The following is a 25,371-nucleotide window of genomic DNA, read 5'->3' as shown; positions in this document are numbered from 1 at the left end:
TCCATGGGTGACTTCTACACGTACTTCTTCGACCACATCTCCGGCGTGTGGTCCGGGCTGCTCGTGACGGTCGAGGCCACGGTCCTCGGCTCGGCCGTCGCGCTCGCCCTGTCCTTCGTGTTCGGCTTCGCGGCCAACAGCGGGCTCCTGCTCGCGCGCGGCGTCTCCCGGGTGGTCGTGGAGTTCCTCCGCGGCACCTCGCTGTACGTCCAGCTGTTCTGGCTGTACTACGCGTTCCCGCTGCTGTCCGGGTACGAACTGTCGCCGCTGTTCTGCGGTGTGGTGGCGTTCGGCATGAACTACGGCGCCTACGGCTCCGAGGTGGTGCGCGGCGCGCTGAACGCCGTGCCCAAGGCGCAGTGGGAGGCCGCCGTCGCGCTGAACATGACGCCGTCGCAACGCATGCGCCGGGTGATCCTGCCGCAGGCGTGGGTGCAGATGATCCCCTCGTTCACGAACCTGCTGATCCAGCTGCTGAAGTGCACCCCGCTGCTGTGGCTGATCTCCGCGGCCGACCTGACGACGGTGGTCCAGCAGATGCGTGACCGCACCGGCGCGACCACGTGGGCCTATCTGACCCTGCTAGTGATCTACTTCGTCCTCGCCTACGCGCTCACCCTGCTGATGAACGCCCTGGAACGGCACGCCAAGTCCCGGCTCGGCCTGCACACGGACCGCCGCTCCCTGCTGCGCCGCCGCGGCGCCGAGTCGGCGCGCGAGCCCGGGATGGCGGGAGGTGCGTCGTGAGCTACGAATGGGACTGGGGCGCGGTCCGCGACTCGCTGCCGCTGCTGTGGCACGGCTTTCTGACCACGCTGCTGGCCACGGTCCTCGGCACCGCGGTGGCCGCCGTCCTCGGCCTGCTCGTGGCCGTGGCCGGACGGGTGCCGAGCCGGCTGGTCACCGTGCCGGTGCGGACGGTCACCGAGTTCGTCCGGTCCACCCCGCTGCTGGTGCAGCTGGTCGGCGCCTACGCGGTCTTCAACACGGTGGACCCGCTGACCATCGGCGTCGCGGTGCTCGGCATCCACTACGCCTCGTACCTGTCGGAGGTGTACCGGGCGGGCATCGACGCCGTGCCGAAGGGCCAGTGGGAGGCGTGCCGGGCGCTGTCCATGTCGCCGCGCCGCACCTGGCAGGCGGTGATCCTGCCGCAGGCGGTGCGCAAGGTGCTGCCGGCGCTGGGCAACTACGGCATCTCGATGTTCAAGGAGACCCCGTTCCTGGCCGTCATCACGGTCCAGGAGATGGTCGCCAAGGCCCGTGAATACGGCGCGGACCACTTCACCTACGCCGAGACGTTCACCCTCGCGGGCCTGTTCTTCCTGGCGGCAAGCTACCCGACCTCGCTTCTGATGAGAAAGCTGGAGAAGCGCCTTGGCCACTGACCCTTTGCAGAAGACGCCGCCGCAGCCGCCCGAGAACGTGACTCCGGACGCGCCGCCCGCGGATCTGGTCCGCTTCGACCAGGTGGTCAAGCGCTTCGGCGATCATGTCGTGCTCGACCGGCTGGATTTCGCCGTCCGGCGCGGTGAGCACGTGACGCTGATCGGGCCGAGCGGCTCGGGGAAGACGACCATCCTGCGACTGCTGATGACGCTCGAGCGCGTCAGCGACGGCGTGATCCACGTGGACGGCGAACCGCTGTCCCACATGCCCGGTCCGGACGGGACCCTGCGCCCGGCGGACGAGAAGCACCTGCGCCGGATCCGCAGGAAGATCGGGATGGTCTTCCAGCAGTTCAACCTGTTCCCGAACATGAGGGTGCTCCAGAACATCACGGAGGCGCCCGTCAACGTGCTCGGGCTCGGCCGCGAGGAGGCGGAGGAGCGGGCCCGTGAACTCCTCGACCTCGTCGGGCTGGCGGACAAGACCGACGCCCACCCGTCGCAGCTGTCCGGCGGGCAGCAGCAGCGGGTGGCGATCGCCCGGGCGCTCGCCATGCGGCCGGAGATCCTGCTCCTCGACGAGGTGACCTCGGCCCTGGACCCGGAGCTGGTGGCCGGTGTGCTGGACCTGCTCAGGGAGATCGCGCACACCACCGACATCACGCTGCTGTGCGTGACCCACGAGATGAACTTCGCCCGGGACATCTCCGACCAGGTGCTGATGTTCGACTCGGGCCGGGTGATCGAGTCCGGGCCGCCGGAGAAGCTCTTCGGCGACCCCGACCACGAGCGCACCCGGGAGTTCCTGAGCGCCGTGCTGTAGGGGCCGCTCCGGGGCGCCGGCGGCCTTCGGGCACTCCCGGCGCCTCCGGCCTCCGGAGTGGTCGTAGCACCCCCGAGGACCAGGTAGTATTTTCTTCGTCGCCGACCGCGGGAAGCGGACGGCGGGAGTCATGCGCCGCTAGCTCAGTTGGTTAGAGCAGCTGACTCTTAATCAGCGGGTCCGGGGTTCGAGTCCCTGGCGGCGCACAGATGAAGGGCCTCTCGTGATCACGAGGGGCCCTTCGGCGTGTTCCGCGCGGTCCCATGCCGGAACTCCGGGGCCGCCCTGATCGGCCGGCGTGGGGGGATCGACCCACGCCGGCCGGTCCGGTGGCCCGGGGAACGCGCGGATCGGGGGGTGCCCGGATCGACGCTCAGAACGTGACGTCGGAGCAGGCGTAGAACGCGTTGCCCGTGTCGGCGATCGTCCAGACCGCGAGGATGACGTGGTGGCCGCTCAGTCCGGAGGGCAGGGTGCCGCTGTGGCTGAGGGTGGCCGGCGGGCGCTGTCCGCCGTAGGGCACGGTCAGGAACGGGGTCGTGTTGAGGTCGGCGCGGGTCAGGGCGTGGTTCTGGTTCCAGCCCTGCTTGGTCACGTAGTACTTGAAGTCCGTCGTGGCGTGCATGGCCGTGAACTGCCAGCGGAAGGTGTAGCTCTGGCCGCCGTTGACCTTGGTGGTCGGCCAGGCGCCGCCCGAAGGGGTCTTGGGGCTGTCGAGCTGGCTGAACCGGGTGTTGTTCCCGGAACAGAGCTGTCCGTCGGCCGCCCCGGAGGCCGGGAAGCCCTTCGGGCCCTCGACGCTCTGCGGCTCCCACTGGATGTCGCCGCAGTTGGCGACGGTTCCGTTGTTGCAGAGCTTCTGCCGGCTGATGGGCAGGTCGGTGTAGCCGTGGCTGCTGGCACCGCCCGTGGAGAGCACGAAGGCTCCGGCGGTCGCGAGGCCGAGCACGGCTGCGGAGATCTTGGCCTTGGTGCGCATACTGCCGCTCCTGGAGACGTGGGGGAGGTTCAGTGAGCTGTGCAGGTCTAGACCAAGTTCAGGCTATTGCCGTTACTTGAACATGTCCATACCAAAGACACGACCTCCCCCGCCCCGTCACGCCGTCCCCGTCACGACCCCGGTTCCCGGCCTCCCGCGCAGAACGCCACCGTCAAGTCCCGTACCAGCAGCTTGCGTTCGTAGTCGTCGAGGTCGACAAGACCCCTGGTGGTCAGCCGGGTCACCGTGTCCTCCACCGAGTCCACCACCGAGGTGAGCACGCTCGCCCGGTGCCGCGCGTCCAGTGTGGCGACGCTGCGCCGGTGCATGGCGGCGGCGACCTCCGGCGCGTACTCGACCCGGACCGGCTGGACCGAGAACACCTCCAGACCGACCGGCGCCACCTCCCGCTTCACCAGCCGGGTCAGCGTGTCCGCGGTGGCCGCCGTCCCCCGCGCCCCGCCCGGCGCGTCCATCGGAACCCGGGCCAGCGCCGCCTCGACGCACTCGCGCAGGTACGTCTCGTGGTCGTCGATCCCGAGCGTGGCCCGCGCGGTGTCCCGCACCCGCCACACCACCAGCGCCACCACCCGCAGCGCGACCCCGCCCGCGTCGGCGGCCGGCATCGGCTCGCTGCGCCAGTGCCGCAGCCGGACGTCGATCCGGCGGCGTGGCATCAGCGGATTGAGCCACAGCAGCCCGGTGTGCCGGACGGTCCCCCGGTAGCGGCCGAACAGGCCGAGTACCCAGGCCCGCCCGGTCCGGCCCCGGGCCAGCCCGCCGAAGCCGAACAGGCCGAGCGCGCCCGCCCCGGCGTACGCGGCCCACTGCGGTCCGCCGAGTCCGGCCCCCGCGGACGCCGGCAGCCCCAGCAGGTGCGCCGCGATGCCCGGCAGCACCCCGGCCCACCACGAGGTGAGCACACAGCCCGCCGCCCCGCAGGCCCCGGCCAGCACCCCGGCCGCCCCGGGCAGCACCGCCGCCGGGCGCTCCACCAGGTCGGGTTCGATCTCCGGCACCGGGCGGGCCGGCGCGGGCGCCCGGCGCCCGTGCCCCAGCCGCGGCTGCTCACCGCTGGCCTTCCTGCTGCCCACCACCGCGGGCGTGACCGGCAGCGGGACCGTGTCGGCGTCGTCGCGGAACAGCAGATGGACGGGGATCTCCGTGGTCCCCTCGTTGTGGATGATCCGGGGGACGCAGCGGCCCGCCCAGCCGTCCGGGGCCATCATCGCCTCGCGCCCGTCGTATTCGGGTGTGGGGGACGTGGTCGTACTCATACCTGCCTCCAGCCTCCGCGCCAGATGGTTCAGACGTTCGTACGGTGGATCGGCGGTCCCTCCGGGACCGCGGTCATGCGAAGAGCCGGCGCCAGGTCTCGGGCCCCGGCCGGCCGTCGGCCGCGCCGCCCCGCCACCCCTGGGCGCGCTGGAAGGCCTCGACGGCCCGCCGGTCCGCCTCCGACCAGCGCGGCCCCGGCCCGTTGGTGTAGAACCGGCCGTACCCCTTCCTCACCAGCTGCCGGCCCAGCTCGGTGACGTACCGGTTGTCGGCGCCGGGCCGGAACATCCCCTGCCCCGGATAGCCGGGCACCCCGTGCGAGGCGGGGCCCGCGGCCTGGATGTCCTTGCCCTTCCCGGTCACCAGCAGATGCCATGTCCCCGGCCCCGGCAGCCCGTCCGCGGCCGCCCCGGTCCAGCCCTGGGCGCGCTGGAAGGCCTGGGTGGCCCGCCGGTCCGCCTCCGACCAGCGCGGGCCGGGCCCCTTGGTGTAGTAGGAGGCGCCGCCGCGGGCGGCGAGCATCCGGCCGAGCCGGGTGACATGGGGGTTGTCGGCGCCGGGGCCGAAGTACGCCGCTCCCGGGTACGGCGCGGGCGGCGCCGCGGCGGGACCGGCCACGCCCCGGGTGACGCCCTTGTAGCGGTAGGGGACGTAGCGCTTGGAGTTGGTCCAGTACGCGTACGGGGTGGTCCTGCTGCGGGTGTGCGGCGGCGCCTGCTCGTAGGCGATGTAGGAGGTGTGCCGCTGGTTGGTCCAGCCGCCGAAGAGCACCACGTGTGAGCCCTTCTGAGGGTTGTCGGGATTGTGGAAGAGCAGGATGTCGCCGGGTTGGAGCTGCCCCTTGGTGATCCGCAGCGCGTACCGGCCGAGGCTGCCGGTCCACTCGTTGCGCGGCAGGTTCCAGGCCATCGAGACGAAGCCGGAGCAGTCCTGGCGGTATCCGTCGCGCCAGAAGCGGTTCATGCTGTACGGCACCCGGGCGTCCAGCCACTTCTTGGCCCGGCTGACGATCTGCGACCGGGTGGTGGCGCTGATCGCGGTCAGCCCCCCCGCCTTGGCCGGCCCCTCCGGCCCGAACAGCGCGCCCGCGGCGCCCTGCGGGGTCTCGGGCTCCTCGGCCCTGGGCTGCTGGGCCGGCGGCCCGGGCAGCCGGCCGGCGGTGTGGGTGGCTGCCGCCGCCGGTGGCGCCTGGCCCGCGCCGAGGGCGGCCGCGGTGACGGCCGCCACGACCAGCGCGCGATGCGCGGCGGCCGGACGGACCGGGGTGCGGGCGGCCGGGGAGCGGGAGAGGCCACGCCCGCGCACGCACCCGGGGCAGTCGCAGTCGCTCGCGGGGTCGATGTCCTCGAACACCGGAGACTTCATGCGATCTTCCTCACACTTCATCAGTACATATCCGGATCTGTGCACGTTGATCATTGCCACAACTGTCCACCGGACGCGAACATTGACGGTCCGAATGATGTACAGGAGGGCTCCAGCGGCCCCGCCCACCAGGCGCGGATGGTCGGGGGACCTCCGGGGGTCATGTAAAGTGAACGACGTCAGCAGGCGCCGCTAGCTCAGTTGGTTAGAGCAGCTGACTCTTAATCAGCGGGTCCGGGGTTCGAGTCCCTGGCGGCGCACCACGACGAAGGCGAGCCCGGTCCACAGGACCGGGCTCGCCTTCACTTTTTGCCGGTTCCTTCCGTCCCGGCTGAACACCTCTCCCGTCTCAGCCGTACGGAAGAGCGGGCGGCGCAGGGTGTCGCACCCCTCGCCGCACCCCCTCTCCGCAATGCGCGCGTATGGCCGGTAAACTCCGAGTTTCGCGTCTTGCGATCATGCTGAACACCGTAGAACCCTGGATGTCAAGCTGCCGCCCTTTGGCGGCACTTGGGGGGCGTTGGGGATGTTGGGGGGTGTTGGGGGGTTGTAGGAGCCGGTTGCCCGGCCGCGCGGTGAGCCGTGACTCCCGCGCGTCGACGGCCGCCGCGGGGGGCGGCCATGCAACCGGCGAGCCGCGGCGCCTGTCTCCGAGGTGGGACCGACCTGGTGACCCGCGGCCGGCACGCAAACGTCCGTGACGGGCCAAGGGGGGCCTCGAACAGACGAAGGAACCGACGAACACGCGCTCGCATGCGTGTGGGGGGATGAGTCATGACGTCGACGCCGACGGGCGCCCGGCACGAATCCGATCCTTCTGAGACGACCCGGCTACGAGTGCCGGGACACCGCACCGGCACCACGGGGGCATTCCGCAGAATCAAGAAGTCTCTGCCGAAATACGACTACGAGCACTACAGCCGGCTGGCCGGCCCTCTCACCGAGCCCGACCCGGACAAGCCGTACACGGTGCAGTACCGCTCGCTGATCTCGCAGGAGCCGCACCGCATCCGGGTCGCGCTGATGCTCGCCGCCGCGCCGCTGCTGTCGCTGGTCCTGCTGGCCTGGCTGCTCCAGCCCAAGCACTGGACCGAACGCGACTACCCGGCCTACGACTTCCTGCCGGCCCTCGACGCGGTGATGCTTGTCTCGATCGGCCTGATCGAGTTCTTCCGCTGCATGAACGTGCTGTCCAACGCGCACGCCACCCTGGTCGCCCGCGACCCGGTCCCGGTGGTGCCCGAGACCGGCACGCGGGTCGCGTTCCTGACCTCCTTCGTGCCCGGCAAGGAACCGCTGGAGATGGTGACCAGGACCCTGGAGGCCGCCGTACGGCTGCGCCACCGGGGCCTGCTGCACGTCTGGCTGCTCGACGAGGGCGACGACCCCGAGGTGAAGGAAGTCTGCGCGCGCCTGGGCGTGCACCACTTCAGCCGCAAGGGCGTCGAGCGCTGGAACCAGGCCAAGGGTCCGCACCGCGCCAAGACCAAGCACGGCAACTACAACGCCTGGCTCCAGGCGCACGGCGACGACTACGACTTCTTCGCCTCCGTCGACACCGACCACGTGCCGCTGCCCAACTACCTGGAGCGGATGCTGGGGTACTTCCGCGACCCCGACGTCGGCTTCGTGATCGGCCCGCAGGTCTACGGCAACTACGACACGTTCGTCACCAAGGCGGCCGAGTCGCAGCAGTTCCTCTTCCACGCGCTGATCCAGCGGGCCGGCAACCGCTACGGCTCGCCGATGTTCGTCGGCACCTCGAACGCCGTGCGGATCAAGGCGCTCAAGCAGATCGGCGGCCTGTACGACTCGATCACCGAGGACATGGCCACCGGCTTCGAGATGCACCGCGCCAAGAACCCGGCGACCGGCCGCAAGTGGAGGTCGGTCTACACCCCGGACGTGCTCGCGGTCGGCGAGGGCCCGAACGCCTGGACGGACTTCTTCACCCAGCAACTGCGCTGGTCGCGGGGCACCTACGAGACGATCCTCAAGCAGTACTGGAAGGGCTTCGGCACCCTGCCGCCGGCCAAGCTCTTCAACTACACGATGATGATCATCTTCTACCCGATGTCCGCCCTCAACTGGATCCTCGCGGCGCTGAGCTGCGCGTTGTTCCTGGGCCTCGGCGCCTCGGGCGTGAACATCGACCCGACCGTGTGGCTGATGCTGTACGGCAACGCCTCGGCGCTCCAGATCGGCCTGTACGTCTGGAACCGCCGGCACAACGTCTCGCCGCACGAGCCGGAGGGCTCCGGCGGGGTGGCCGGCATGGTGATGTCGGCGCTGTCCGCGCCGGTCTACGCGCGCTCGCTGATGGACGCCGTGCTGCGGCGCAAGAGCAAGTTCGTGGTGACCCCGAAGGGCGAGTCGGCGAGCCCCGACACGCTGTTCGGGACGTTCCGCATCCACTGGTTCTTCATCCTGGTCTTCGGCGGCTCGCTCGTCGCGGGTTTCGCCCTCGGGCACTCCCACCCGGCCATGATCACCTGGGCCACGTTCGCCATGCTCGTCACCGCCGCGCCGATCTTCGCCTGGCGGTGGACGCTGCGGCAGGAGCGGCGCCGGCAGGCGTCCGCGGCCGCCGCTCCGGAGCCGCGGGACGCGGCTCCGGCACACCCGCACCGGGCGCACACACCGGCCCGGGGGATGCCGGTCCCGGTGGCGGAGGTACCGCCGGGACACGCGCCGGGCAGCGCGGAGCGGCAGGGGCCGAGTTGGGCCGGAACGGATGGAACGACGGGCGAGCACACCATGCAGATCGCCCTCGGTGGACTGGGGGGACATAAGGAATGAAGGACCAGGCCGGCCTCCGGCGCGCCCGACGGCTCGGGATCGGCGCGGTGGTGGTAGTCGCTCTGGCCGGAATGAACGGGCCGTGGCTCTACCGCTTCGGCACGGAGCGCTACCACCAGTACAAGATCAACAAGCCCGAGTACAAGGCCGGGAACGGTCACTGGGAGATCGTCGAGTTCCCCGAGGAGTACCGGCAGAACACCATCCACGCCGTGCTGCTGCACACGGGCAAGGTGCTGATGGTCGCGGGCTCCGGCAACAACAAGAAGAACTTCGACGCACGGCAGTTCGACACCCGTATCTGGGACCCGGTCAAGGGCACCATCAAGAAGGTGCCCACGCCGGAGGACCTGTTCTGCACGGGCCACACCCAGCTCGCCAACGGCAACATCCTGATCGCCGGCGGCACCAAGCGGTACGAGAAGCTCCAGGGCGACGTCACCAAGGCCGGCGGCCTGATGATCGTCCACAACGAGAACCCGGACAAGCCGATCACGCTGCCCGCGGGCACGAGGTTCACCGGCGGGAAGAACGGCAAGACGTTCGTCTCCAAGGACCCGGTGCTGGTGCCGCGCGCCAAGAAGAACTTCGACCAGGCCGGCAGGTTCCTGGGCAACAGCCCGGGCCTGGGCCGCATCTACGTCGAGGCGCAGAAGAGCGGCGCCCGGTACGAGACGGGCACCCAGGACAACTACCGGATCCAGGGCCTGTCCGGCGACGACACCCGCAACACGTACGGCATCGCGGAGAAGCTCGCCCTGGACAAGAAGGACTTCCAGGGGATCCGGGACGCCTACGAGTTCGACCCGGTCGCCGAGAAGTACATCAAGGTCGACCCGATGAACGAGGCCCGCTGGTACCCGACGCTCGCCACCCTGAGCGACGGGAAGATCCTCAGCGTCTCCGGCCTCGACGACATCGGCCAGCTGGTCCCGGGCAAGAACGAGGTCTTCGACCCCAAGACCAAGAAGTGGACGTACACGCCGAAGGACCGTCAGTTCCCGACCTACCCGGCGCTGTTCCTGCTGCGGAACGGCAAGCTGTTCTACTCCGGCTCCAACGCGGGCTACGGACCGGCCGACGTGGGCCGCGACCCGGGCGTCTGGGACGTGGACAGCAACGAGTTCACCGAGCTGCCCGGCCTGAGCGACCCGCAGATGATGGAGACCTCCGGCACGGTCCTGCTGCCGCCCGCGCAGGACGAGCGGTTCATGGTGATCGGCGGCGGCGGGGTCGGCGAGTCCCAGCTGGCCAGCCGGAAGACCCGCATCATCGACCTGAAGGCGAAGAACCCGCGCTTCACGGACGGGCCGACGCTGGAGAAGGGCACCCGCTACCCGCAGTCCTCGGTCCTGCCCGACGACTCCATCCTGGTCTCGGGCGGCTCCGAGGACTACCGGGGCCGCGGCGACTCCAACATCCTGCAGGCCCGGCTCTACGACCCGGGGACCAACACCTTCAAGCGGGTCGCCGACCCGCTGGTGGGCCGCAACTACCACGCCGGCTCGATCCTGCTGCCGGACGGCCGGGTGATGTTCTTCGGCTCCGACTCGCTCTACGGCGACAAGGCCAACACCAAGCCCGGCACGTTCGAGCAGCGCGTCGAGATCTACACGCCGCCGTATCTGTACCGGGACGCGCGGCCCTCCCTGTCGGGCGGCCCGCGGACCATCGCCCGGGGCGCCTCCGGCACGTTCACCTCGCAGCACGCCGGCACGATCAAGAAGGTCCGGCTGATCCGCCCGAGTGCCTCCACGCATGTCACGGACGTCGACCAGCGCTCCATCGCGCTGGACTTCACCACGTCCGGCGACAAGATCACGGTGACGGTGCCGGGAAGCCGGAACCTGGTGCAGTCGGGGTGGTACATGCTGTTCGTCGACGACGACCAGGGGACGCCGAGCGAGGCGCAGTGGGTGAAGGTCCCTTAGCGGGCCGGGGCCCGGGAGCAGCCGGGGTCCCGTGACCGCATGCGCTCAGGGGCGCCCTCCCTCCGGGGGGCGCCCCAAGTCATGTCCCGGTCCCTCTACTTGCTGGCCCTCGCCAGCTTCAGCGCGTAGTCGGCCCACCAGTCCCCCGCCTTCGGGCCGCCCTTGCAGGTGCCGTCGGACTCGCCGGGCCGCTTGACCCACAGGTAGGCGTCGGCCAGCGGGTCGGCCGTCGTCGTCGTGGGTGTCTCGCCCAGTGCCCGGCCTGGTGGGTTGCACCAGCGCTCGCCCGGATCCCCGCCGTCGTAGGGGCCGTTGCCGTTGCGGCTGGTGTCGACGACGAAGTGCTTGCCGCCCAGCTTGGCGGACAACTGCTTGCCGTAGGCGAGGGATTCCCGGGTGGAGTAGAAGTTGGAGACGTTGACCGCGAATCCGTCGGCCCGGTCCACGCCCGCGCGGCGCAGCGGCTCGAAGATCTGGTCGGGATGGCCCCAGCCCGCGTTGCCCGCGTCCACGTACACCTTGGTGCTCTTCAGGGACTTGAGCCGTTCGACCGCGCCCTTGAGCAGGTCGTAGCGCTCGTCCTGGAACTCCTCCGGGGTGCAGCCGTCCACCAGGTGCAGCAGGGCGTCCGGTTCCAGGACCACCGTGGCCGGGCGGTCGCCGATGCCCCGGGCCACGCCGTCCACCCAGGAGCGGTAGGCGTCCCCGTCGGCGGCGCCGCCCTGCGAGTACTGGCCGCAGTCGCGGTGCGGGATGTTGTAGAGGACGAGCAGCGCGGTGCGGCCCGCCTGGTCGGCGGCCTCGGTGAAACCGCGGGCCTCCTGTTCGGGGTTCTCCGGGCCGATCCACTCGCCGGTCGGCTGCCCGGCGATCTTCCGGATCTGCTCGGCGTCGGCCTTCTTCCCGGCCTTGAGGTAGGCGGCGACCTGACGGGCCGCCCTGCTGTCCGGGTTGACCCAGAACGGGTCGGCTTCCTTGGGCTGCTGGGTGATTCCGGCGCCGTCGTCCTTGTCGTCGCCCCCGGAGGTGCACCCGGCGGCCAGCAGCGCCGCCCCCAGCACCACCGCGGACGCCCGGACCCCCGCCGCACGGGCACGCGAGAGGGCCCCCCTCATGCCGTACATGCCTTCCCCCTTGGTGCGTTCGGCCGGGTTCCATGCTGTCACAGGTCACGGGCCGGCCGAGGCCTCAAAGTCCCATAAGGGACGGTTCGTCGGCGGGGCCGGGTGGCGGTGGCGGGGCGGTGGTGGCCGTGGCCTCACGGGCCGGTGGCCTCAACGGCCCGTACCCGTGAGGTACGCCGACACGACCACGCGCGCGGCGCAGGCGCGGCTCGCTCCGTCGACGGTGCCGCCGCAGCCGATCAGCCGCAGTTCGGCGCGGCCCGGCTTCGGCTCTCCGGACGCCTGCCGGACGTCGAGCCGGTCGCCGGTCAGGACCTTGACGTCGTCGACGGTGAAGTCGGCGACGCTGCCGTCGTCCCGGACCACCCGGACCGCCGCGCCGGGCCGCAGCGAGCGGATCCGGTCGAACGCCCCCGGCCGGCTCCCGGCGCCGAGGTCGCCCACCAGCAGCGCGGTCCCGGACGCCCCCGGTTTCACCCCGGCGCCGTACCAGCCGACCGTGCCGGTCCGGTCCGCCGGCGGCGGTTCGACCGCGCCCCGCGCGTCCAGGCCGCGGGCCACCACCGGCGCCCGCACCCCCAGGCCGGGGATGTCCAGGCGCCGCGGCGGGGCGTCGGTCAGCGGGCCGGCCGACGCGGCCGGCCGGTCCGCGGTGGGCCGGCCGGCCGCGGCCATGTCCCCGGTGGCCGACGGCGCCAGGGACTCCCGTACGTCGGTCAGATCGCGTCCCCACAGCCACAGCCCGAGCAGCAGCACCACCCAGGCGAGGCCGGCCAGGAGGCGGCCGGTGCAGCGGGAGCGGGTGCCCTCGTGGTCGGTCATGCCGATCCCGCCCTCAGTGCGATCCGCGGCCACGGCGGCCGCGCCGGCCGTCCCCGGCACGGGTCGTACCGCGTGCCCGGGGAAGGAGCAGGACGGCCGCCCCGGCGGCTCCCGCGAGCACCAGCCCGGTCACCGCGTGCGCCGTGCCGGGCGCGGGCGGAGCGGCCGGCGCCGGGGCGGTGGTGGCTCCGGGAGTCCGGGTGGCCGGAACGAATGCCATGGGTGGAGTGGGTGGCGTGCGTGGCGGGCTCGGGGAAACCGGGGCGGCGGGCGGCTTCGACGGCGGTACGACGGCGAGGGTGCCCGGGGCCGCCGGGGCGCCGGGCAGAACCGGACCGCCCGTGCCGGCCGTGCCGTCCACCCCGTCGGCCGCTGGGACGAGGGCGGCGGCCGCCAGGAGTCCCGTGCAGAGTGTGAGGCGCAATGGACCCATCGTGAAACCTCCGCTATCAGGAGACTCCCGACGGGCCACGGTCGCATCCGCTGCGAAACCGCGCTGCTCCGAATGGGTGAGAAGGGTGGGCGGGCGGGACGGGGTTCTCAGATCCGCTCGACGAGGTCCGCGATCGAGTCGACGACGTGGGACGGCCGGAACGGGTAGCGGTCGATGTCCTTCGCCTGCGTGACACCGGTGAGGACCAGGAACGTCCGCATCCCGGCCTCCAGGCCCGCGAGCACGTCGGTGTCCATGCGGTCGCCGATCATGGCGGAGGTCTCCGAGTGTGCCCCGATCGCGTTCAGCCCGGCGCGCATCATCAGCGGGTTGGGCTTGCCGATGAAGTACGGCTTCCGGCCGGTCGCCGCGGTGATCAGGGCGGCGACCGAGCCGGTCGCGGGCAGGGCGCCCTCGGCGGACGGGCCCACGTTGTCCGGGTTGGTGGCGATGAACCGGGCGCCGTCGTTGATCAGCCGCACGGCCTTCGTCATGGCCTCGAACGAGTACGTCCGGGTCTCCCCCAGGATCACGAAGTCGGGGTCGTGGTCGGTCAGGACGTAGCCGATGTCGTGCAGCGCGGTGGTCAGGCCGGCCTCGCCGATGACGTAGGCGCTGCCGCCGGGCCGCTGGTCGTCGAGGAACTGGGCGGTGGCCAGGGCGGACGTCCAGATGTTCTCCATCGGCACGTCCAGGCCCATGCGCTGCAGGCGGGCGTGCAGGTCGCGCTGGGTGTAGATGGAGTTGTTGGTCAGTACCAGGAACGGCAGGCCGGACTCGCGCAGCTTCTTCAGGAAGGCGTCGGCACCGGGGATCGGAACACCCTCGTGGATCAGGACACCATCCATGTCGGTGAGCCACGACTCGATGGGCTTGCGGTCTGCCATGTGCTTCGGCCTCCTGCCGTACGCGCGCTTGCGTGAGTCCAGCCTAGTGCCGCGGCAGGCAACGTTTGCCCGTAAGGGAGCGGCGTCCGGTGCGTGCTCTCGGCGTGCCGCCCGGAAGTCCTCGTACTGGATGTACTTGGGCTTTCGGGCGGTGCGGCGAGAGTGCGTGCCGGGCGTCGCGACGGGGCGAACGTCGCCTGTTGCGGCACTAGCCAGTGGCCGGATCTTGCCGGAGGCCGGTTCAGCTTCCGGTGGCCTGCTTCCACGCCTCGACGTACGTCGTGAGGTTCTTGTCGATGTCGTTCCAGTCCGGCGTGAACACCTCCACGCCCTCCATCAGCTTCTTCAGGTCCATCGCGTTGGCGTCGTCGGCCTTGACGTCCTGGCGGACGCCGAAGCCGCCGCCGATCTCGCTGACCTGCTGCTGTGCCTGCCGGCCGAGCATGAAGTCCAGGAGCTTCCTGCCATTGGCGTCGTGCGGGGCGTGGCTGACCAGTCCGGCGGCGTACGGCAGGGCGAAGGTGGTCGGCTTCCCGCCCTGCCGGGCCGGGAACCAGATGCCGAGGTTGGGCATGGTCTTGGACTGGGCGAAGTTCATCTGGACGTCGCCGTTGGCGGCGAGCAGTTCGCCCTTGTCGACCTTGGGCGCGAGCTTGCCGGTGGAGGCGGACGGTCCGACGTTGTTGGCCTGGAGCTTCTTCAGGTACGCGAGCGCGGCGTCCTTGCCGCCGAAGTCGTGCATGGCCTTGACGAGCACGGCGGTGCCGTCGCCGGCGACACCCGGCGTGGAGTACTGGAGCTTGTTCTTGTACTGGCCGTCGAGGAGCTGCTCCCAGGTGGTGGGGGCCTGCTTCAGCTCCTTCTTGTCGTAGACGAAGCCGAAGTAGTTGTTGACCACGGAGGTCCAGGTGCCGTCGGTGGCCTTGTCCTCGGTGCCGACCTGGTCGGCGCCCTGCGGCGCGTACTTCTGGAGCAGGCCCTTGCTGTCCGCCTGCTGGATGAACGGCGGCAGGGTGACCAGCACGTCGGCCTGCGGGTTGCCCTTCTCGCGGACGGCCCGCTGGACCATCTCGCCGGAGCCGCCCTCGACGTACTTGACCTTGATGCCGGTCTCCTTCTCGAAGTCCTTGAAGACGCGGTCGTACCAGCCGTCTCCGTTCTCGCCCTTGAGACCGTCGGCGCTGTAGACGGTGACGACCTTGGCGTCGGCGGCGGAGGAGTTGCCGCCGCAGGCGGTGAGCGGGGCGGCGAGAAGACAGACGGCGGTGGCGATCTTGAGCGTGTTCTTGCGCATGGCGAGGTGAACTCCTTGCTGGGTGGGACGAGCCCGGGAGGGCGGGAGGGAGAGTTCGGGGGGCGGGAGGGGAGGTTCGGGGGGTGAGCGGGAGGACGGCCGGAGAGCGGTCGGGCCCCCGGCACGAGAGGCCCTAGCGGTGGGCGGCTCTGGTGCGGATCCGGGAGACGGCGAGCAGGACCAGCAGGGTCGCCGCCATGAGGACGACGGCGAGGGCGGAGCCGGCGAACAGGGAGCCTCGGTCGGTGGCCGCGTAGATCAGGACGGGCAGCGGGGTCCAGTCCGGCGGGTAGAGCATCATCGTGGCGCTCAACTCCCCCATGGACAGGGCGAAGCAGAGGCCGGCCGCGGCGGTGAGCGAAGGCAGCAGCAACGGCAGCCGCACCCGCCACAGCACGCGGGCGGGCCCGGCGCCGAGGGAGGCGGCGGCCTGTTCGTAGGCCGGGTCGAGGCGGCGCAGGGCGGCGGAGACCGACTGGTACGCGAAGGCCGTGACCAGCACGGTGTGCGCGATGACGACGATCCACCGGGTGCCGTTGAGCAGCACCGGCGGCTGGGAGAACGCGACCAGGACCGCCAGGCCCACCACCACGGAGGGGACGGCGACGGGCAGGACGAACAGGGCGTCCAGCACGGCGCGGTGGCGCCGCCCGAGTCCGGCGGCCGCGAGCGCTGCCCAGGTGCCGACGGTGAGCGCGAGCAGGCTCGCGGCCAGGGCGGTGAGCAGGCTGGTGGTGAGCGCCTGCGACGCCTCGCCGTGAGCGGCCGCCGCGTAGTGGGCCGTGGTGAGGCCGGAGGGCAGCACGCTCGACCAGTTCGTGGCGAAGGAGGCCGCCAGGATCACCAGCAGCGGCAGCGTGAACAGGGGCACGAAGAGGACGAAGAACAGGGCGGCGGCGGCCCACCTGCCCTTGCGGCTATGCACCAGCACGGCGGCTCACCACCCGGTAGAGGCCGTAGAGGCCCACGGAGATCAGGACGTTGACGACGGCGACCACGCACGCGCCCGGGTAGTCGGACTCCAGGATGGCCTTGCTGTAGACGAGCATGGGCAGGGTCGTGACTCCTTTCGCCCCGGTGAACAGCACGATCCCGAACTCGTTGAGGCACAGCACCAGGACGAGGCTGCCGCCGGCGGCCAGCGCGGGCAGCGCCTCGGGCATGATCACGCTGCGGACGATCCGGGGCGCGCGGGCCCCGAGCGAACTGGCCGCCTCCAGCTGCGCGGTGTCCAGCTGGGAGAAGGCGGCGAGCAGCGGCCGCATCACGAACGGGGTGAAGTACGTGATCTCGGCCAGCAGCACGCCCCACGGCGTGGTCAGGAACTGGAAGGGTCCGTTCGCCGCCCCGGTGACGTCCTGCCAGAGCCCGTTGGCCATGCCGACCGTGCCGTAGACGAAGAGCAGGGCGAGGGTGATCAGGAAGGAGGGGAAGGACAGGAAGACGTCGACGAACCGGGCGACCGCCTTCGCGCCGGGGAACGGCACGAAGGCGATGACGAGGGCGAGCAGGAAGCCGAGCACGAGGCACCCGGCGGTGGCGGCGAGCGCCAGCCACACGGTGGTCCACAGGGCCTCGCCGAACGCGGCGGAGGCGAAGACGTCGGCGTACGGCTGGAAGGAGGTGCCGCCGGTTTCCGGCCGGACGGACTGCCGCAGGACGAGGGCGAGGGGGTAGAGGAAGACGAGGGCGAGCACGGCGACGGGCGGCGCCGCCCACAGCAGGCGCTTAGTCATGCCGGGCACCGTTCACGGCGGGCGCCGGGTGCTGAGCCTGGTCCTGGCCCGGTGCGTTCGCGGCGGGCGCCTGGTTCCCGCGGGCACCGCCCATGGCGCGCGCCTGGCCGTGCGGGGGTCCGGCCGGCAGCAGCACCGCGTCCTCGGGGGCGAAGTGCACGGTCACCCGGTCGCCGAGGACCGGCGGTTCCCTCAGTTCGGCGAGGTCCGCCATGACGCGGTGGCCGGCGACGTCGACGTGGAGCCGGTGCGTGGCTCCGCGCCACTGGACCTCGCAGACGGTTCCGGTCAGCGCGTTGGGCCCGTCGCCGAGCCCCACCAGGTGCGGCCGTACGCAGAGGGTGGCCTGGGAGCCGCGCGTCGCACCCGCCGCCGCCACCGCCACCTCGCGCCCGGCGAAGAGCACTCCGCGCTCCCCCACCGTCACCGGCAGCAGGTTGGCGCTGCCGACGAAGGACGCCGTGAACTCGTTCGCCGGCGCCCGGTACAGCTCCCGCGGTGTGCCGCAGGCCTGCAGCCGCGCCCGGTCCATGACCGCGATCCGGTCGGCCAGGGTCAGGGCCTCGTTCTGGTCGTGGGTGACGTAGAGGATCGACACCTCCGGCAACTCCCGGTGCAGCCGGGCAAGTTCGGCCAGCATTCCGGAGCGCAGCCGGGCGTCCAGCGCGGACAGCGGCTCGTCGAGCAGCAGGACGCCCGGCCGGATGGCCAGCGCCCGCGCGATGGCGACGCGTTGCTGCTGGCCCCCGGACAGCTCCCGGGGGTGGCGGCGCGCGTAGTCGGCCATGCCGACCATCTCCAGCGCCTCGCGGACCCGGTCACGGACCTCGCCACGGGCGAGCCTGCGCGCCCGGAGGCCGAAGGCCACGTTGTCCTCGACCCGCAGGTGCGGGAACAGGGCGTAGCTCTGGACGACCATCCCGATGCCCCGCCGGTGCGGCGGCAGGTCCGTCACATCGCGTCCGCCGAGGTACACCCGCCCGGAGGCGGGCCGCACGAACCCGGCGACCGCCCGCAGCGCGGTGGTCTTGCCGGATCCGGACGGCCCGAGCAGCGCCATGACCTCGCCGGGCTCGACGGTGAGGTCGAGGGCGTCCAGGACGACCGTGCCGTCGTAGGCGACGGTGACGGAGTCGAATCGGATGCCCATCAGCCGGCTTCCCCGAGTACGGCGGGCAGGTCGGCCACGGAGCCGAGGACATGGGTGGCGCCGGCGTCGTGGAGGTCCTGCGCGCCGTGCGCCCCGGTCAGCACTCCGGCGACGACGCCCGCCCCGGCGCGTACGCCGCTGAGCACGTCGTAGGTGGTGTCGCCGGCGACGGCCACCTGGCGCACGCCGTCGGCCGCCTTGGTGCGGATGAACGCCTCCAGCACCATGTCGGGGTAGGGCCGCCCGCGCCCGCCGGCGTCGGCCGGGCACAGGGTAAGCGGCACGAGGTCGCGCCAGCCGAGGGCGTCGAGGATCGCGTCCTGGGTGACGCGTGCGAAGCCGGTGGTCAGCACGACCGTGCGGCCGTCGGCCCGCAGTTCCTCGATGGCCTCGCGGGCGCCGGGGACCGGGGCGACGAGGCCGCCGTCGACGAGGCCGCCGTACGCCTTCTCGAAGGCGGCGTTGGCCCGCTGGGCCAGGTCCTCGGCGCCGAACAGATGCCGGAAGACGGAGATCTTGGACTCGCCCATGGTGGCGCGGACGTAGGCGAGCTTGTCGTCGTGGTCGGCCGAGCCGGGCTCGACGCCCAGCTCGGCGGCGGCCGTGGCGAAGGCGCGCTCGACCAGGCCGCCGTCGGCGACGGTCGTGCCGGCCATGTCCAGTACGACGAGTCGGATGTCGGTGGTCGTCGTCTCGTTCATCGGTTCCTCACCAGCCCAGTTCGTTCGCGGTGTGCTCGGCGATCGCGGGTGCGCAGGTCATGCCGCGCCCGCCGGGCCCGGTGACCAGCCACACCCCGTCGCGGACCTGCTGCCGGTGCACGACCCGGCCGGGTTCGGTGCACTGCGCGTACACGCCGGCCCAGCGGCGCCGGACCTTCGGCAGCGGGCGGCCGAGGAGGGACTCGACGACACGGGTGAGGTGGTCGTACGGGTCCTCGACGGTGTCGAAGGCGAAGGGGTGCTCGTACTCGTGGGTGTCGCCGATGGTGAGTCCGCCGTCGGCGCGCTGCACCATGAGCAGCTGCATCCGGTGGGCGGCGGCGGTCTCGGCCTGCGGCCGGCTCGCGTTGAGCTCGTCCAGGGCCTCGGACGCGTAGGCCGGGTAGTACCGGAAGCTGTCGGCGTCCGCGACCGAGGTCGGCAGCGGCTCACCGAGCGGGTCGGTCTGCATCATCTGCAGCCGGACGCGGCGGACCGGCAGGCCGGGGCCGGCGAGTTCCCGTACGAGTCCGCCGAGCCAGGCTCCCGTGCAGAGCACCACCACGTCACCGGTGTGGACGTCGCCGTGGTCGTCGCGGACGGCGCCCTCGCCGACGACCTCCCGGACCTCGCGCCCGGGCAGGAAGGTGTAGTTCGGGTGCTTGAGCAGTTCGGCGCGCAGGGCCAGCTGGGCGGTGCGCGGCTCGACGGCCGCGTCGCGCTCGCAGTACAGGGCCGCGTCGAACTCCCCGCGCAGGGCGGGGTTGAGAGCGCGGGCCTCGGCCGGGGTCAGGAGCTTGCGACCGCGGACGGCGGCGTCCGGGCGGGCCACGGCGGCCTCGGCGACGGCGCGTTCGAGGTCGCCGCGCACGGGGGTCAGGGAGCCGTTGGCGCGAAAGCCCAGCGCGGGCACGCGGCCGCCGATCTCCTCCCACAGCTCCCGGGCACGCAGGGCGGTGTCGAGTTCCTCGCCGACCGCGCGGCCGCTGACCCATATCTGCCCGAAGTTGCGCAGCGAGGCGCCGCGGGCCTCGGCCTCCCGCTCGATCTGTACGACCTCATGGCCGCGTTCCACTGCTTGCCAGGCGTGCATGGTGCCCACCACGCCGGCTCCTACGACTGTCACTCTCACGACGGCCACGTTCCTCCCGCACAGGTAACCGGAGGGGTCCTGCTGACAACGGGAGCCTGAACGAGCCGTCAAGATTGGGCTAGACCCGTTACCTTCTCGTGACGAAAGGACGTCCGATTGACACCCTTCTCGTCATCCGCGGGTGGGTGGTGTCCTCAGCCGCGCAGATGGGTGGTGAAGGAGAACCGGTCCCCTCGGTACAGGCTCCGCACCCGCTCCAGCGGGCGGCCTTCCGTGTCCCGTGAGACGCGGTGGATCAGCAGCATGGGCACCGCGGGCGGGGTGCCGATGAGCAGGGCCTCACGCGGGGTGGCGAGCACCGTCTCGATGCGCTCGTCGGCGTCGCCGAAGGCGATGCCCAGCCCTTGGAGGTAGGCGTAGAAGGAGGAGTCGGGGTCGAATCCGGTGTCCAGGTGCGGCACCCGGGCCACCGCCACGTAGGTGCTCTCCAGGCCGACCCGCTCGTCGTCCGCGAGGAGCACGCGCTCCAGGTGCCAGACGGGTTCGCCTCGGGTGAGTCCCGTCTCGGCGGCGAGGGGGTCCGGGCAGGGGAAGCGGTCCAGGGTGACGAGGGAGCGTCCGGGGGTGCGGCCCTGCCGCCGTACGCCTTCGGTGTAGCTGACCAGGGACAGCGGCTGCTCCAGCTTGGGGCCCGCGACGACCGTGCCGCGGCCCCGGCGCCGCAGCTTGCCCTCCAGGATGAGCTCGCGCAGCGCCTGCCGCACGGTCTCGCGGGCGACCCCGTACTCCTCGGACAGATCGCGCTCGGTCGGGATCGGCCGGCCCTCCCCCAGTTCGCCGACGAGGTCGTCGATCCTCGCCTTCACCGCGTAGTACTTGGGGATCCGGCCGTGCTCCGGGACACCGGAGCGCACCGGGGCGCCGGGAGCCTGGTCGTTGGGGTAGTCCACGCGGAGATCGTCGCAGATCCACCCGCCGGCCTCGGCGGCACCTCCGCCTCAGCCCCGGCCCGCCACCGAGGACGGGCAGCGCGGCGGGGTGACCGTCCCGGCACCGGACTCGAACGGTTTCACACGTCCCCTCGATCGGCCCCGGCGGCACGCGCGGACCCGGGCAGGCCGACGCCGGGCACCCGTCAGGCGTCCCCCCGCCCGAACATCGGCGCGAGCAGCAGCTGTGCCGCGCCCTCCGCGACCCCCCGCTCCCCTCCCGGCGCGAGCCGGACCGGCACCATGTCGTCCGGCGCCCCCTCCCGCCGGGCCCGCGCCGCGAGCACCTCGGCCACGCCCGCCACGAACATCTCGGGCGCCGCCGCGACCGTACGACCGCCGAGCAGCACCAGCTCGATGTCCAGCAGGCCCACGAGGTTCGCGGCCCCGGCCCCCAGCACCCGTGCCGCCTCCGCGATCTCCCCCCGCTCCACGGCCGCCAGGCACAGCGCCTCGACACACCCCCGGTCCCCGCACCCGCACAGCGGACCGTCCAGCTGGATCACCTGGTGCCCGAACTCCCCCGCCCCGGTCCGCGCCCCCCGGTGCACGCTCCCCCCGATCACCAGCCCGGCCCCGAGCCCGGTACCGAGGTGCAGGTACGCGAACGAACGCCCCTCACCCGCGACCGCGAGCCCCAGCGCCGCCGCGTTCGTGTCCTTGTCGACCACCACAGGCACTCCGAGCCGCCGCGCGAGCGCGTCCCGCAACGGAAACCCGTCCCACTCCGGAAACCCGGTCACCCGGTGCAGCACCCCACACCGGTGATCAAGCGGCCCGGGAAAGGCCACCCCGACCCCGACGAGGGACCCGGCCTCGGCAAGGCCGGGACGGACCCCGAGCACGTCCCACACCAGCGCCTCCACCTCGTGGGCCACCGTCGCCACGACGGATTCCGCGCCCGCGCCGAGGTCCAGTGGGCGGCGGCGTTCGCCGGTCACCGTGCCGTTCAGGTCGACGACGACCACCCGGAGTTCGTCCCGGTCGACGTGGACTCCCACCGCGTGCCCCGCCTCCGGCACCAGTCGCAGCACCGTGCGGGGTTTGCCCCCCGTGGACGCCCGCCGTCCCGCCTCCGCCGCGAGGCCCTGCTGCCGCAGGCGCGCCGTGATCTTGCTGACCGCCTGCGGGGTCAGCCCGGTCCGCTCGGCGAGTTCCAGCCGGCTGATCCCCTCCGCGCCCGCCCCGCGCAGCAGGTCGAGCACCAGCGCGGTGTTGTGGCTGCGCAGGGCCAGCAGGTTCGCCCCCGCCGTCCCCCTGCCCGTCACTCCCGAGACCGTCACCGCGTCCGCTCCGCCCTTCCCACTGTTCACCCCGCCATTCTCCCCCGCGCTTGCACTTCGGCAACAGCGTTGCGAAAGTAGGGGGCATGACTGGCACCCCCCTCCGCGTCGGCCTCGTCGGCTACGGCCTCGCCGGCTCCGTCTTCCACGCCCCGCTGATCGCCACGACAGAGGGCCTGACCCTGGACACGGTCGTCACCTCGAACCCGCGGCGGCAGGAACAGGCCCGCGCGGAGTTCCCGGACGTCCGTCTCGCCGCCGGCCCCGACGAGCTGTTCGCGCGCGCCGGCGAGCTGGACCTGGTCGTCCTCGCCTCCCCGAACAAGACGCACGTCCCGCTCGCCACGGCCGCCCTGAAGGCGGGCCTGCCGGTGGTCGTGGACAAGCCGATCGCCGGGACGGCGGCCGAGGCCCGTGACCTCGCCGCCCTGGCCGACGAGCGCGGACTGCTCCTGTCCGTCTTCCAGAACCGCCGCTGGGACAACGACTTCCTCACCCTGCGCCGGATGATCGCCGAGGGCGAGCTGGGCGACGTATGGCGCTTCGAGTCCCGTTTCGAGCGCTGGCGTCCGCAGCCGAAGGGCGGCTGGCGCGAGTCCGGCGACCCCGCGGAGATCGGAGGTCTGCTCTACGACCTCGGCAGCCACGTGGTCGACCAGGCCCTGGTGCTGTTCGGCCCGGCCACCCAGGTGTACGCCGAGGCGGTGGTGCGCCGTGCGGGCGCCGAGGCGGACGACGACACCTTCATCGCGCTCACCCACGCCAACGGGGTCCGCTCCCACCTCTACGTCTCCGCGACGGCCGCCCAACTCGGCCCCCGCTTCCGGGTGCTGGGCTCCCGGACGGGCTACGTGAAGTACGGCCTGGACCCGCAGGAGGCCGCCCTGCGGGAAGGCACCCGCCCGGGCACCGAGGGCTGGGGCGCCGAGGACGAGTCACTGTGGGGCCGCATCGGTTCCGGAGAGTCCCCGCTGACCGGCGGCGGCCGACCCGTACCGACCCTGCCCGGCGACTACCCGGCGTACTACGCGGCCGTGGCCGCCGCCCTCCGCGACGGCGCCCCCAACCCGGTGACCGCCCGGGAGGCCGCCGACGCCCTCGACGTCCTGGAGGCGGCCCGCCGCTCGGCCCGCGACGGCGTGGCGGTGCGGCTGTGACGAACGACGTGCGCCCGACCTCCGAGACCACCCCGAGCATCGAGGACCTGGAGGCGCAGGAACGCCGTCTGGTCCTCCCCCGCTTCACGCACGACGACGCCTGGGCGCTGGGCTCGCTGCTGGTGGAACTGGCGCGGGAGCGCCGGGCCCCGGTCGCCGTCGACATCCACCGCGCGGGCCAGCAGCTCTTCCACGCGGCCCTGCCCGGCTCGACCCCCGACAACGACGCCTGGATCGCCCGCAAACGCCGCGTGGTGGAGCGCTACGGCTGCGCCTCCTACCTGGTCGGCGCCCGTTTCCGGGCCAAGGGCACGACCTTCGAGGCCTCCTCCCGCCTGGACCCGGACCTGTACGCGGCCCACGGCGGCTCGTTCCCGCTCCACGTCGAGGGCGCGGGCGTGATCGGCACGGTGACGGTCTCCGGCCTGCCGCAGCTCGATGACCACCGGATGGTGGTGGAGGCACTGGAGCGGTTCCTGGGCGAGGGGTGAGGGACCGCGAGGATCACCGACGGCCCACCCGCCCGGTCACGGGTTCAGAGGCGCCAGAGCAGCGCGATCAGGCTGACGATCGCCAGCAGGCTCATCGGGACCAGGAAGGGTGAGACGCCGGGCCGCCGGGAGACCGAACGGGACAGTGCGGCGATGGTCCTGGCGTTCGCCAGGGCCGCCACCGTCCAGAACACCGTCCAGAGCGGTTCGAAGAGCCAGGCCGGGGAGTCGGCGAAGAAGTTGTGGCCCAGCAACCAGTAGAAGCCGTCGTTCAGCCACACCACGGCGGCCACCAGGAGCGTCCAGGGCATGCAGAGGATGACGGCCAGGAACCGGGCCGTCGAGTCGGTGTCCACCAGGCCCAGGCCCTCGGCCGATGCCAGGATCCCCAGAACGGCGACGAGGCCGAGGTATGCGCCGGTCGTCCAGTCGCCGGTCGCGTCCTCTGCGACACGACGGATCCTCAGGGTCGCGGTCACGCACGGTCCTCCGCTCCGGGCGATCCCCCTGCCGGAGTCCGTCACGCAAGATCAAGGTTAGTGCGCTCGGGGGAAGCCGGGAATGGGCCCGGGACGCCCTCCGGCCGGGGCCTGCCGGACGCGTGACGATCAAGGCACAGCAACCCCCGTCCGGAGGGATCGGAACCGATGAGCGACACCACAGGCCCCGCGCGCCCCTTGCCGGAGACCATCGGCCGGTACGGCATCTGGAGCATCGGACTCCGCTCGGAGAACGCGGCCCGGCGCGCCGAACTCGACGAGGCCGCCGCCGAGTTGGAGGAGCTCGGCTACGGAGCCGTCTGGCTGGGCGGCAACAGCACCGCCCGCAACGCCGCCCCGCTGATCGAGGCGACCGGGCGGATCGTCGTCGCCACCAGCATCCAGAGCGTCTGGCAGCAGGACGCCGCCGGGACCGCGGCGGAGTTCACCGCGCTGGAGGCCGCCCACCCCGGCCGGTTCGTGCTCGGCCTCGGCGTGAGCCACGGCCCGCGCGTGCAGCAGTACCGGAAGCCGTACTCGACGATGGTCGGCTACCTGGACCGGCTCGACGAGCTCGACCGGTCCGGCGAGGGCGGCGTGCCCGCCGGGCGCCGGGTCCTGGCCGCCCTCGGCCCCAGGATGCTCCGGCTCGCCCGGGACCGGGCGGCCGGCGCGATCCCGTACCTGGTCACTCCGGACCACACCGCGCAGGCCCGCGAGATCCTGGGCGGGACGACGCTGCTGGCACCGGAGTTCAAGGTCGTCCTGGAGACCGACCCGGCCCGCGCCCGCGCCGTGGCCCGCGGGTACCTCGCCCCCTATCTGGAGCTGCCGAACTACACCGACAACTTCCTGCGCCTCGGCTTCGCCGAATCCGACGTCACCGGTGGCGGCAGCGACCGTCTGATCGACGCGGTGTTCGCCTGGGGCGAGGAGTCCCGGATCCGCGAGCGGATCGAGGCGTTCCACGCGGCGGGCGCCGACCACGTGGCACTCCAGGTGGTCGCCGACGGCCCGCGCGACGCCCTGCCGAGGGAGGAGTGGCGCAGGCTTGCCTCCCTGCTGGCGTGAGCGGACCGGGCCACGGGCACGGGGCCGTGCCGATGGTGCCGGTATGCGGCTCCGCCGCGCGGGCACGGCGAGCCACGACGGCGCCGCGGGCCCGAGAC

At 72.2% G+C, this 25,371-nt stretch carries 24 protein-coding genes and 2 tRNA genes; 10 read left to right on the top strand and 16 right to left on the bottom strand.

Annotation, left to right across the window (positions count from 1 at the left end; all coding sequences use genetic code 11):
* Positions 1-3: 3 nt before the first annotated feature.
* The 4 genes from ehuC to ACWC91_RS03660 all read left to right on the top strand — a co-directional run bounded on the left by ehuC (position 4) and on the right by ACWC91_RS03660 (position 2,417).
* The gene (gene ehuC / locus ACWC91_RS03675; protein ID WP_225078552.1) at positions 4-747 is read left to right on the top strand and encodes an ectoine/hydroxyectoine ABC transporter permease subunit EhuC; all 744 of its coding nucleotides are present in this window, start codon (positions 4-6) and stop codon (positions 745-747) included.
* A complete protein-coding gene (gene ehuD / locus ACWC91_RS03670; protein ID WP_225078553.1) occupies positions 744-1,388 on the top strand; it encodes an ectoine/hydroxyectoine ABC transporter permease subunit EhuD in 645 nt (214 codons plus the stop codon). The genes ehuC and ehuD overlap by 4 nt, the downstream gene beginning before the upstream one ends.
* The gene (ehuA, locus tag ACWC91_RS03665) at positions 1,378-2,211 is read left to right on the top strand and encodes an ectoine/hydroxyectoine ABC transporter ATP-binding protein EhuA (protein WP_374114031.1); all 834 of its coding nucleotides are present in this window, start codon (positions 1,378-1,380) and stop codon (positions 2,209-2,211) included. Before ehuD ends, ehuA begins: the two co-directional genes overlap by 11 nt.
* A gap of 132 nt (positions 2,212-2,343) precedes the next feature.
* Positions 2,344-2,417, top strand: a tRNA-Lys gene (locus ACWC91_RS03660).
* 167 nt (positions 2,418-2,584) lie between these two features.
* Here ACWC91_RS03660 and ACWC91_RS03655 read toward each other — a convergent pair.
* From ACWC91_RS03655 to ACWC91_RS03645, 3 genes are all read right to left on the bottom strand, one after another.
* Positions 2,585-3,190 carry a lytic polysaccharide monooxygenase auxiliary activity family 9 protein gene (locus tag ACWC91_RS03655; protein WP_225078554.1) on the bottom strand — a complete coding sequence of 202 codons (606 nt, stop codon included), beginning with the start codon at positions 3,188-3,190 and terminating at the stop codon, positions 2,585-2,587.
* 131 nt (positions 3,191-3,321) lie between these two features.
* Positions 3,322-4,467 carry an SPFH domain-containing protein gene (locus ACWC91_RS03650; protein ID WP_225078555.1) on the bottom strand — a complete coding sequence of 382 codons (1,146 nt, stop codon included), beginning with the start codon at positions 4,465-4,467 and terminating at the stop codon, positions 3,322-3,324.
* A 73-nt stretch (positions 4,468-4,540) separates the two neighbouring features.
* Positions 4,541-5,833, bottom strand: coding sequence for a peptidoglycan-binding protein (locus ACWC91_RS03645; RefSeq protein WP_225078556.1), 1,293 nt, complete (start codon positions 5,831-5,833; stop codon positions 4,541-4,543).
* A 186-nt stretch (positions 5,834-6,019) separates the two neighbouring features.
* Here ACWC91_RS03645 and ACWC91_RS03640 point away from each other — a divergent pair.
* The 3 genes from ACWC91_RS03640 to ACWC91_RS03630 all read left to right on the top strand — a co-directional run bounded on the left by ACWC91_RS03640 (position 6,020) and on the right by ACWC91_RS03630 (position 10,563).
* Positions 6,020-6,096 (top strand) — tRNA-Lys (locus ACWC91_RS03640).
* 511 nt (positions 6,097-6,607) lie between these two features.
* Positions 6,608-8,632: a glycosyltransferase family 2 protein gene (locus ACWC91_RS03635; RefSeq protein WP_450644763.1), complete on the top strand. Its 2,025-nt coding sequence runs from the start codon at positions 6,608-6,610 to the stop codon at positions 8,630-8,632.
* On the top strand, positions 8,629-10,563 hold the full coding sequence (locus ACWC91_RS03630) for a radical copper oxidase GlxA (protein WP_225078558.1): 1,935 nt from the start codon (positions 8,629-8,631) through the stop codon (positions 10,561-10,563). Before ACWC91_RS03635 ends, ACWC91_RS03630 begins: the two co-directional genes overlap by 4 nt.
* Positions 10,564-10,658: 95 nt before the next feature.
* On the opposite strand, the gene ACWC91_RS03625 is transcribed toward ACWC91_RS03630, so the two are convergent.
* The 12 genes from ACWC91_RS03625 to ACWC91_RS03570 all read right to left on the bottom strand — a co-directional run bounded on the left by ACWC91_RS03625 (position 10,659) and on the right by ACWC91_RS03570 (position 22,105).
* Positions 10,659-11,687 (bottom strand): glycoside hydrolase family 6 protein, encoded by a 1,029-nt coding sequence (locus ACWC91_RS03625; RefSeq protein WP_450644766.1) that lies wholly within the window; start codon positions 11,685-11,687, stop codon positions 10,659-10,661.
* Between the two features lie 150 nt (positions 11,688-11,837).
* Positions 11,838-12,509 carry a sortase domain-containing protein gene (locus ACWC91_RS03620; RefSeq protein ID WP_225078560.1) on the bottom strand — a complete coding sequence of 224 codons (672 nt, stop codon included), beginning with the start codon at positions 12,507-12,509 and terminating at the stop codon, positions 11,838-11,840.
* Between the two features lie 13 nt (positions 12,510-12,522).
* Positions 12,523-12,729, bottom strand: a complete 207-nt coding sequence (locus ACWC91_RS03615; RefSeq protein ID WP_225078561.1) for a hypothetical protein — start codon at positions 12,727-12,729, stop codon at positions 12,523-12,525.
* Positions 12,730-13,049: 320 nt separating this feature from the next.
* Positions 13,050-13,829, bottom strand: coding sequence for an HAD-IIA family hydrolase (locus tag ACWC91_RS03610; RefSeq protein WP_141360614.1), 780 nt, complete (start codon positions 13,827-13,829; stop codon positions 13,050-13,052).
* Positions 13,830-14,070: 241 nt separating this feature from the next.
* Positions 14,071-15,123: a 2-aminoethylphosphonate ABC transporter substrate-binding protein gene (locus tag ACWC91_RS03605; protein ID WP_450640642.1), complete on the bottom strand. Its 1,053-nt coding sequence runs from the start codon at positions 15,121-15,123 to the stop codon at positions 14,071-14,073.
* Positions 15,124-15,256: 133 nt separating this feature from the next.
* Positions 15,257-16,054, bottom strand: coding sequence for an ABC transporter permease (locus ACWC91_RS03600; protein ID WP_450640641.1), 798 nt, complete (start codon positions 16,052-16,054; stop codon positions 15,257-15,259).
* The gene (locus ACWC91_RS03595) at positions 16,041-16,859 is read right to left on the bottom strand and encodes a 2-aminoethylphosphonate ABC transporter permease subunit (RefSeq protein ID WP_450640639.1); all 819 of its coding nucleotides are present in this window, start codon (positions 16,857-16,859) and stop codon (positions 16,041-16,043) included. The genes ACWC91_RS03600 and ACWC91_RS03595 overlap by 14 nt, the downstream gene beginning before the upstream one ends.
* Positions 16,852-18,009: an ABC transporter ATP-binding protein gene (locus ACWC91_RS03590; RefSeq protein WP_450640638.1), complete on the bottom strand. Its 1,158-nt coding sequence runs from the start codon at positions 18,007-18,009 to the stop codon at positions 16,852-16,854. The genes ACWC91_RS03595 and ACWC91_RS03590 overlap by 8 nt, the downstream gene beginning before the upstream one ends.
* Positions 18,009-18,710 carry a phosphonatase-like hydrolase gene (locus ACWC91_RS03585; RefSeq protein ID WP_225078566.1) on the bottom strand — a complete coding sequence of 234 codons (702 nt, stop codon included), beginning with the start codon at positions 18,708-18,710 and terminating at the stop codon, positions 18,009-18,011. Before ACWC91_RS03585 ends, ACWC91_RS03590 begins: the two co-directional genes overlap by 1 nt.
* Positions 18,711-18,717: 7 nt before the next feature.
* Positions 18,718-19,842, bottom strand: coding sequence for a TIGR03364 family FAD-dependent oxidoreductase (locus ACWC91_RS03580; RefSeq protein WP_225078567.1), 1,125 nt, complete (start codon positions 19,840-19,842; stop codon positions 18,718-18,720).
* Between the two features lie 155 nt (positions 19,843-19,997).
* On the bottom strand, positions 19,998-20,753 hold the full coding sequence (locus ACWC91_RS03575; RefSeq protein WP_225078568.1) for a GntR family transcriptional regulator: 756 nt from the start codon (positions 20,751-20,753) through the stop codon (positions 19,998-20,000).
* A 185-nt stretch (positions 20,754-20,938) separates the two neighbouring features.
* Positions 20,939-22,105 carry an ROK family transcriptional regulator gene (locus ACWC91_RS03570; protein WP_450640635.1) on the bottom strand — a complete coding sequence of 389 codons (1,167 nt, stop codon included), beginning with the start codon at positions 22,103-22,105 and terminating at the stop codon, positions 20,939-20,941.
* A gap of 56 nt (positions 22,106-22,161) precedes the next feature.
* Between ACWC91_RS03570 and ACWC91_RS03565 the strand changes: the two genes are divergently transcribed.
* Positions 22,162-23,232, top strand: a complete 1,071-nt coding sequence (locus ACWC91_RS03565) for a Gfo/Idh/MocA family oxidoreductase (protein WP_376503744.1) — start codon at positions 22,162-22,164, stop codon at positions 23,230-23,232.
* Positions 23,229-23,723, top strand: a complete 495-nt coding sequence (locus tag ACWC91_RS03560) for a heme-degrading domain-containing protein (protein WP_281156750.1) — start codon at positions 23,229-23,231, stop codon at positions 23,721-23,723. Before ACWC91_RS03565 ends, ACWC91_RS03560 begins: the two co-directional genes overlap by 4 nt.
* 44 nt (positions 23,724-23,767) lie before the next feature.
* Here the strand turns inward: ACWC91_RS03560 and ACWC91_RS03555 are convergent, their stop codons facing one another.
* On the bottom strand, positions 23,768-24,202 hold the full coding sequence (locus tag ACWC91_RS03555) for an SCO4225 family membrane protein (RefSeq protein ID WP_450640633.1): 435 nt from the start codon (positions 24,200-24,202) through the stop codon (positions 23,768-23,770).
* A gap of 168 nt (positions 24,203-24,370) precedes the next feature.
* Between ACWC91_RS03555 and ACWC91_RS03550 the strand changes: the two genes are divergently transcribed.
* Entirely contained in the window at positions 24,371-25,273 is a 903-nt protein-coding gene (locus ACWC91_RS03550) for an LLM class F420-dependent oxidoreductase (protein WP_225078572.1), read from the top strand.
* Positions 25,274-25,371 lie beyond the last annotated feature (98 nt).

The sequence above is a fragment of the Streptomyces sp. NPDC001204 genome (assembly GCF_053598035.1).
This window is presented reverse-complemented; position numbering and strand designations above follow the sequence as displayed.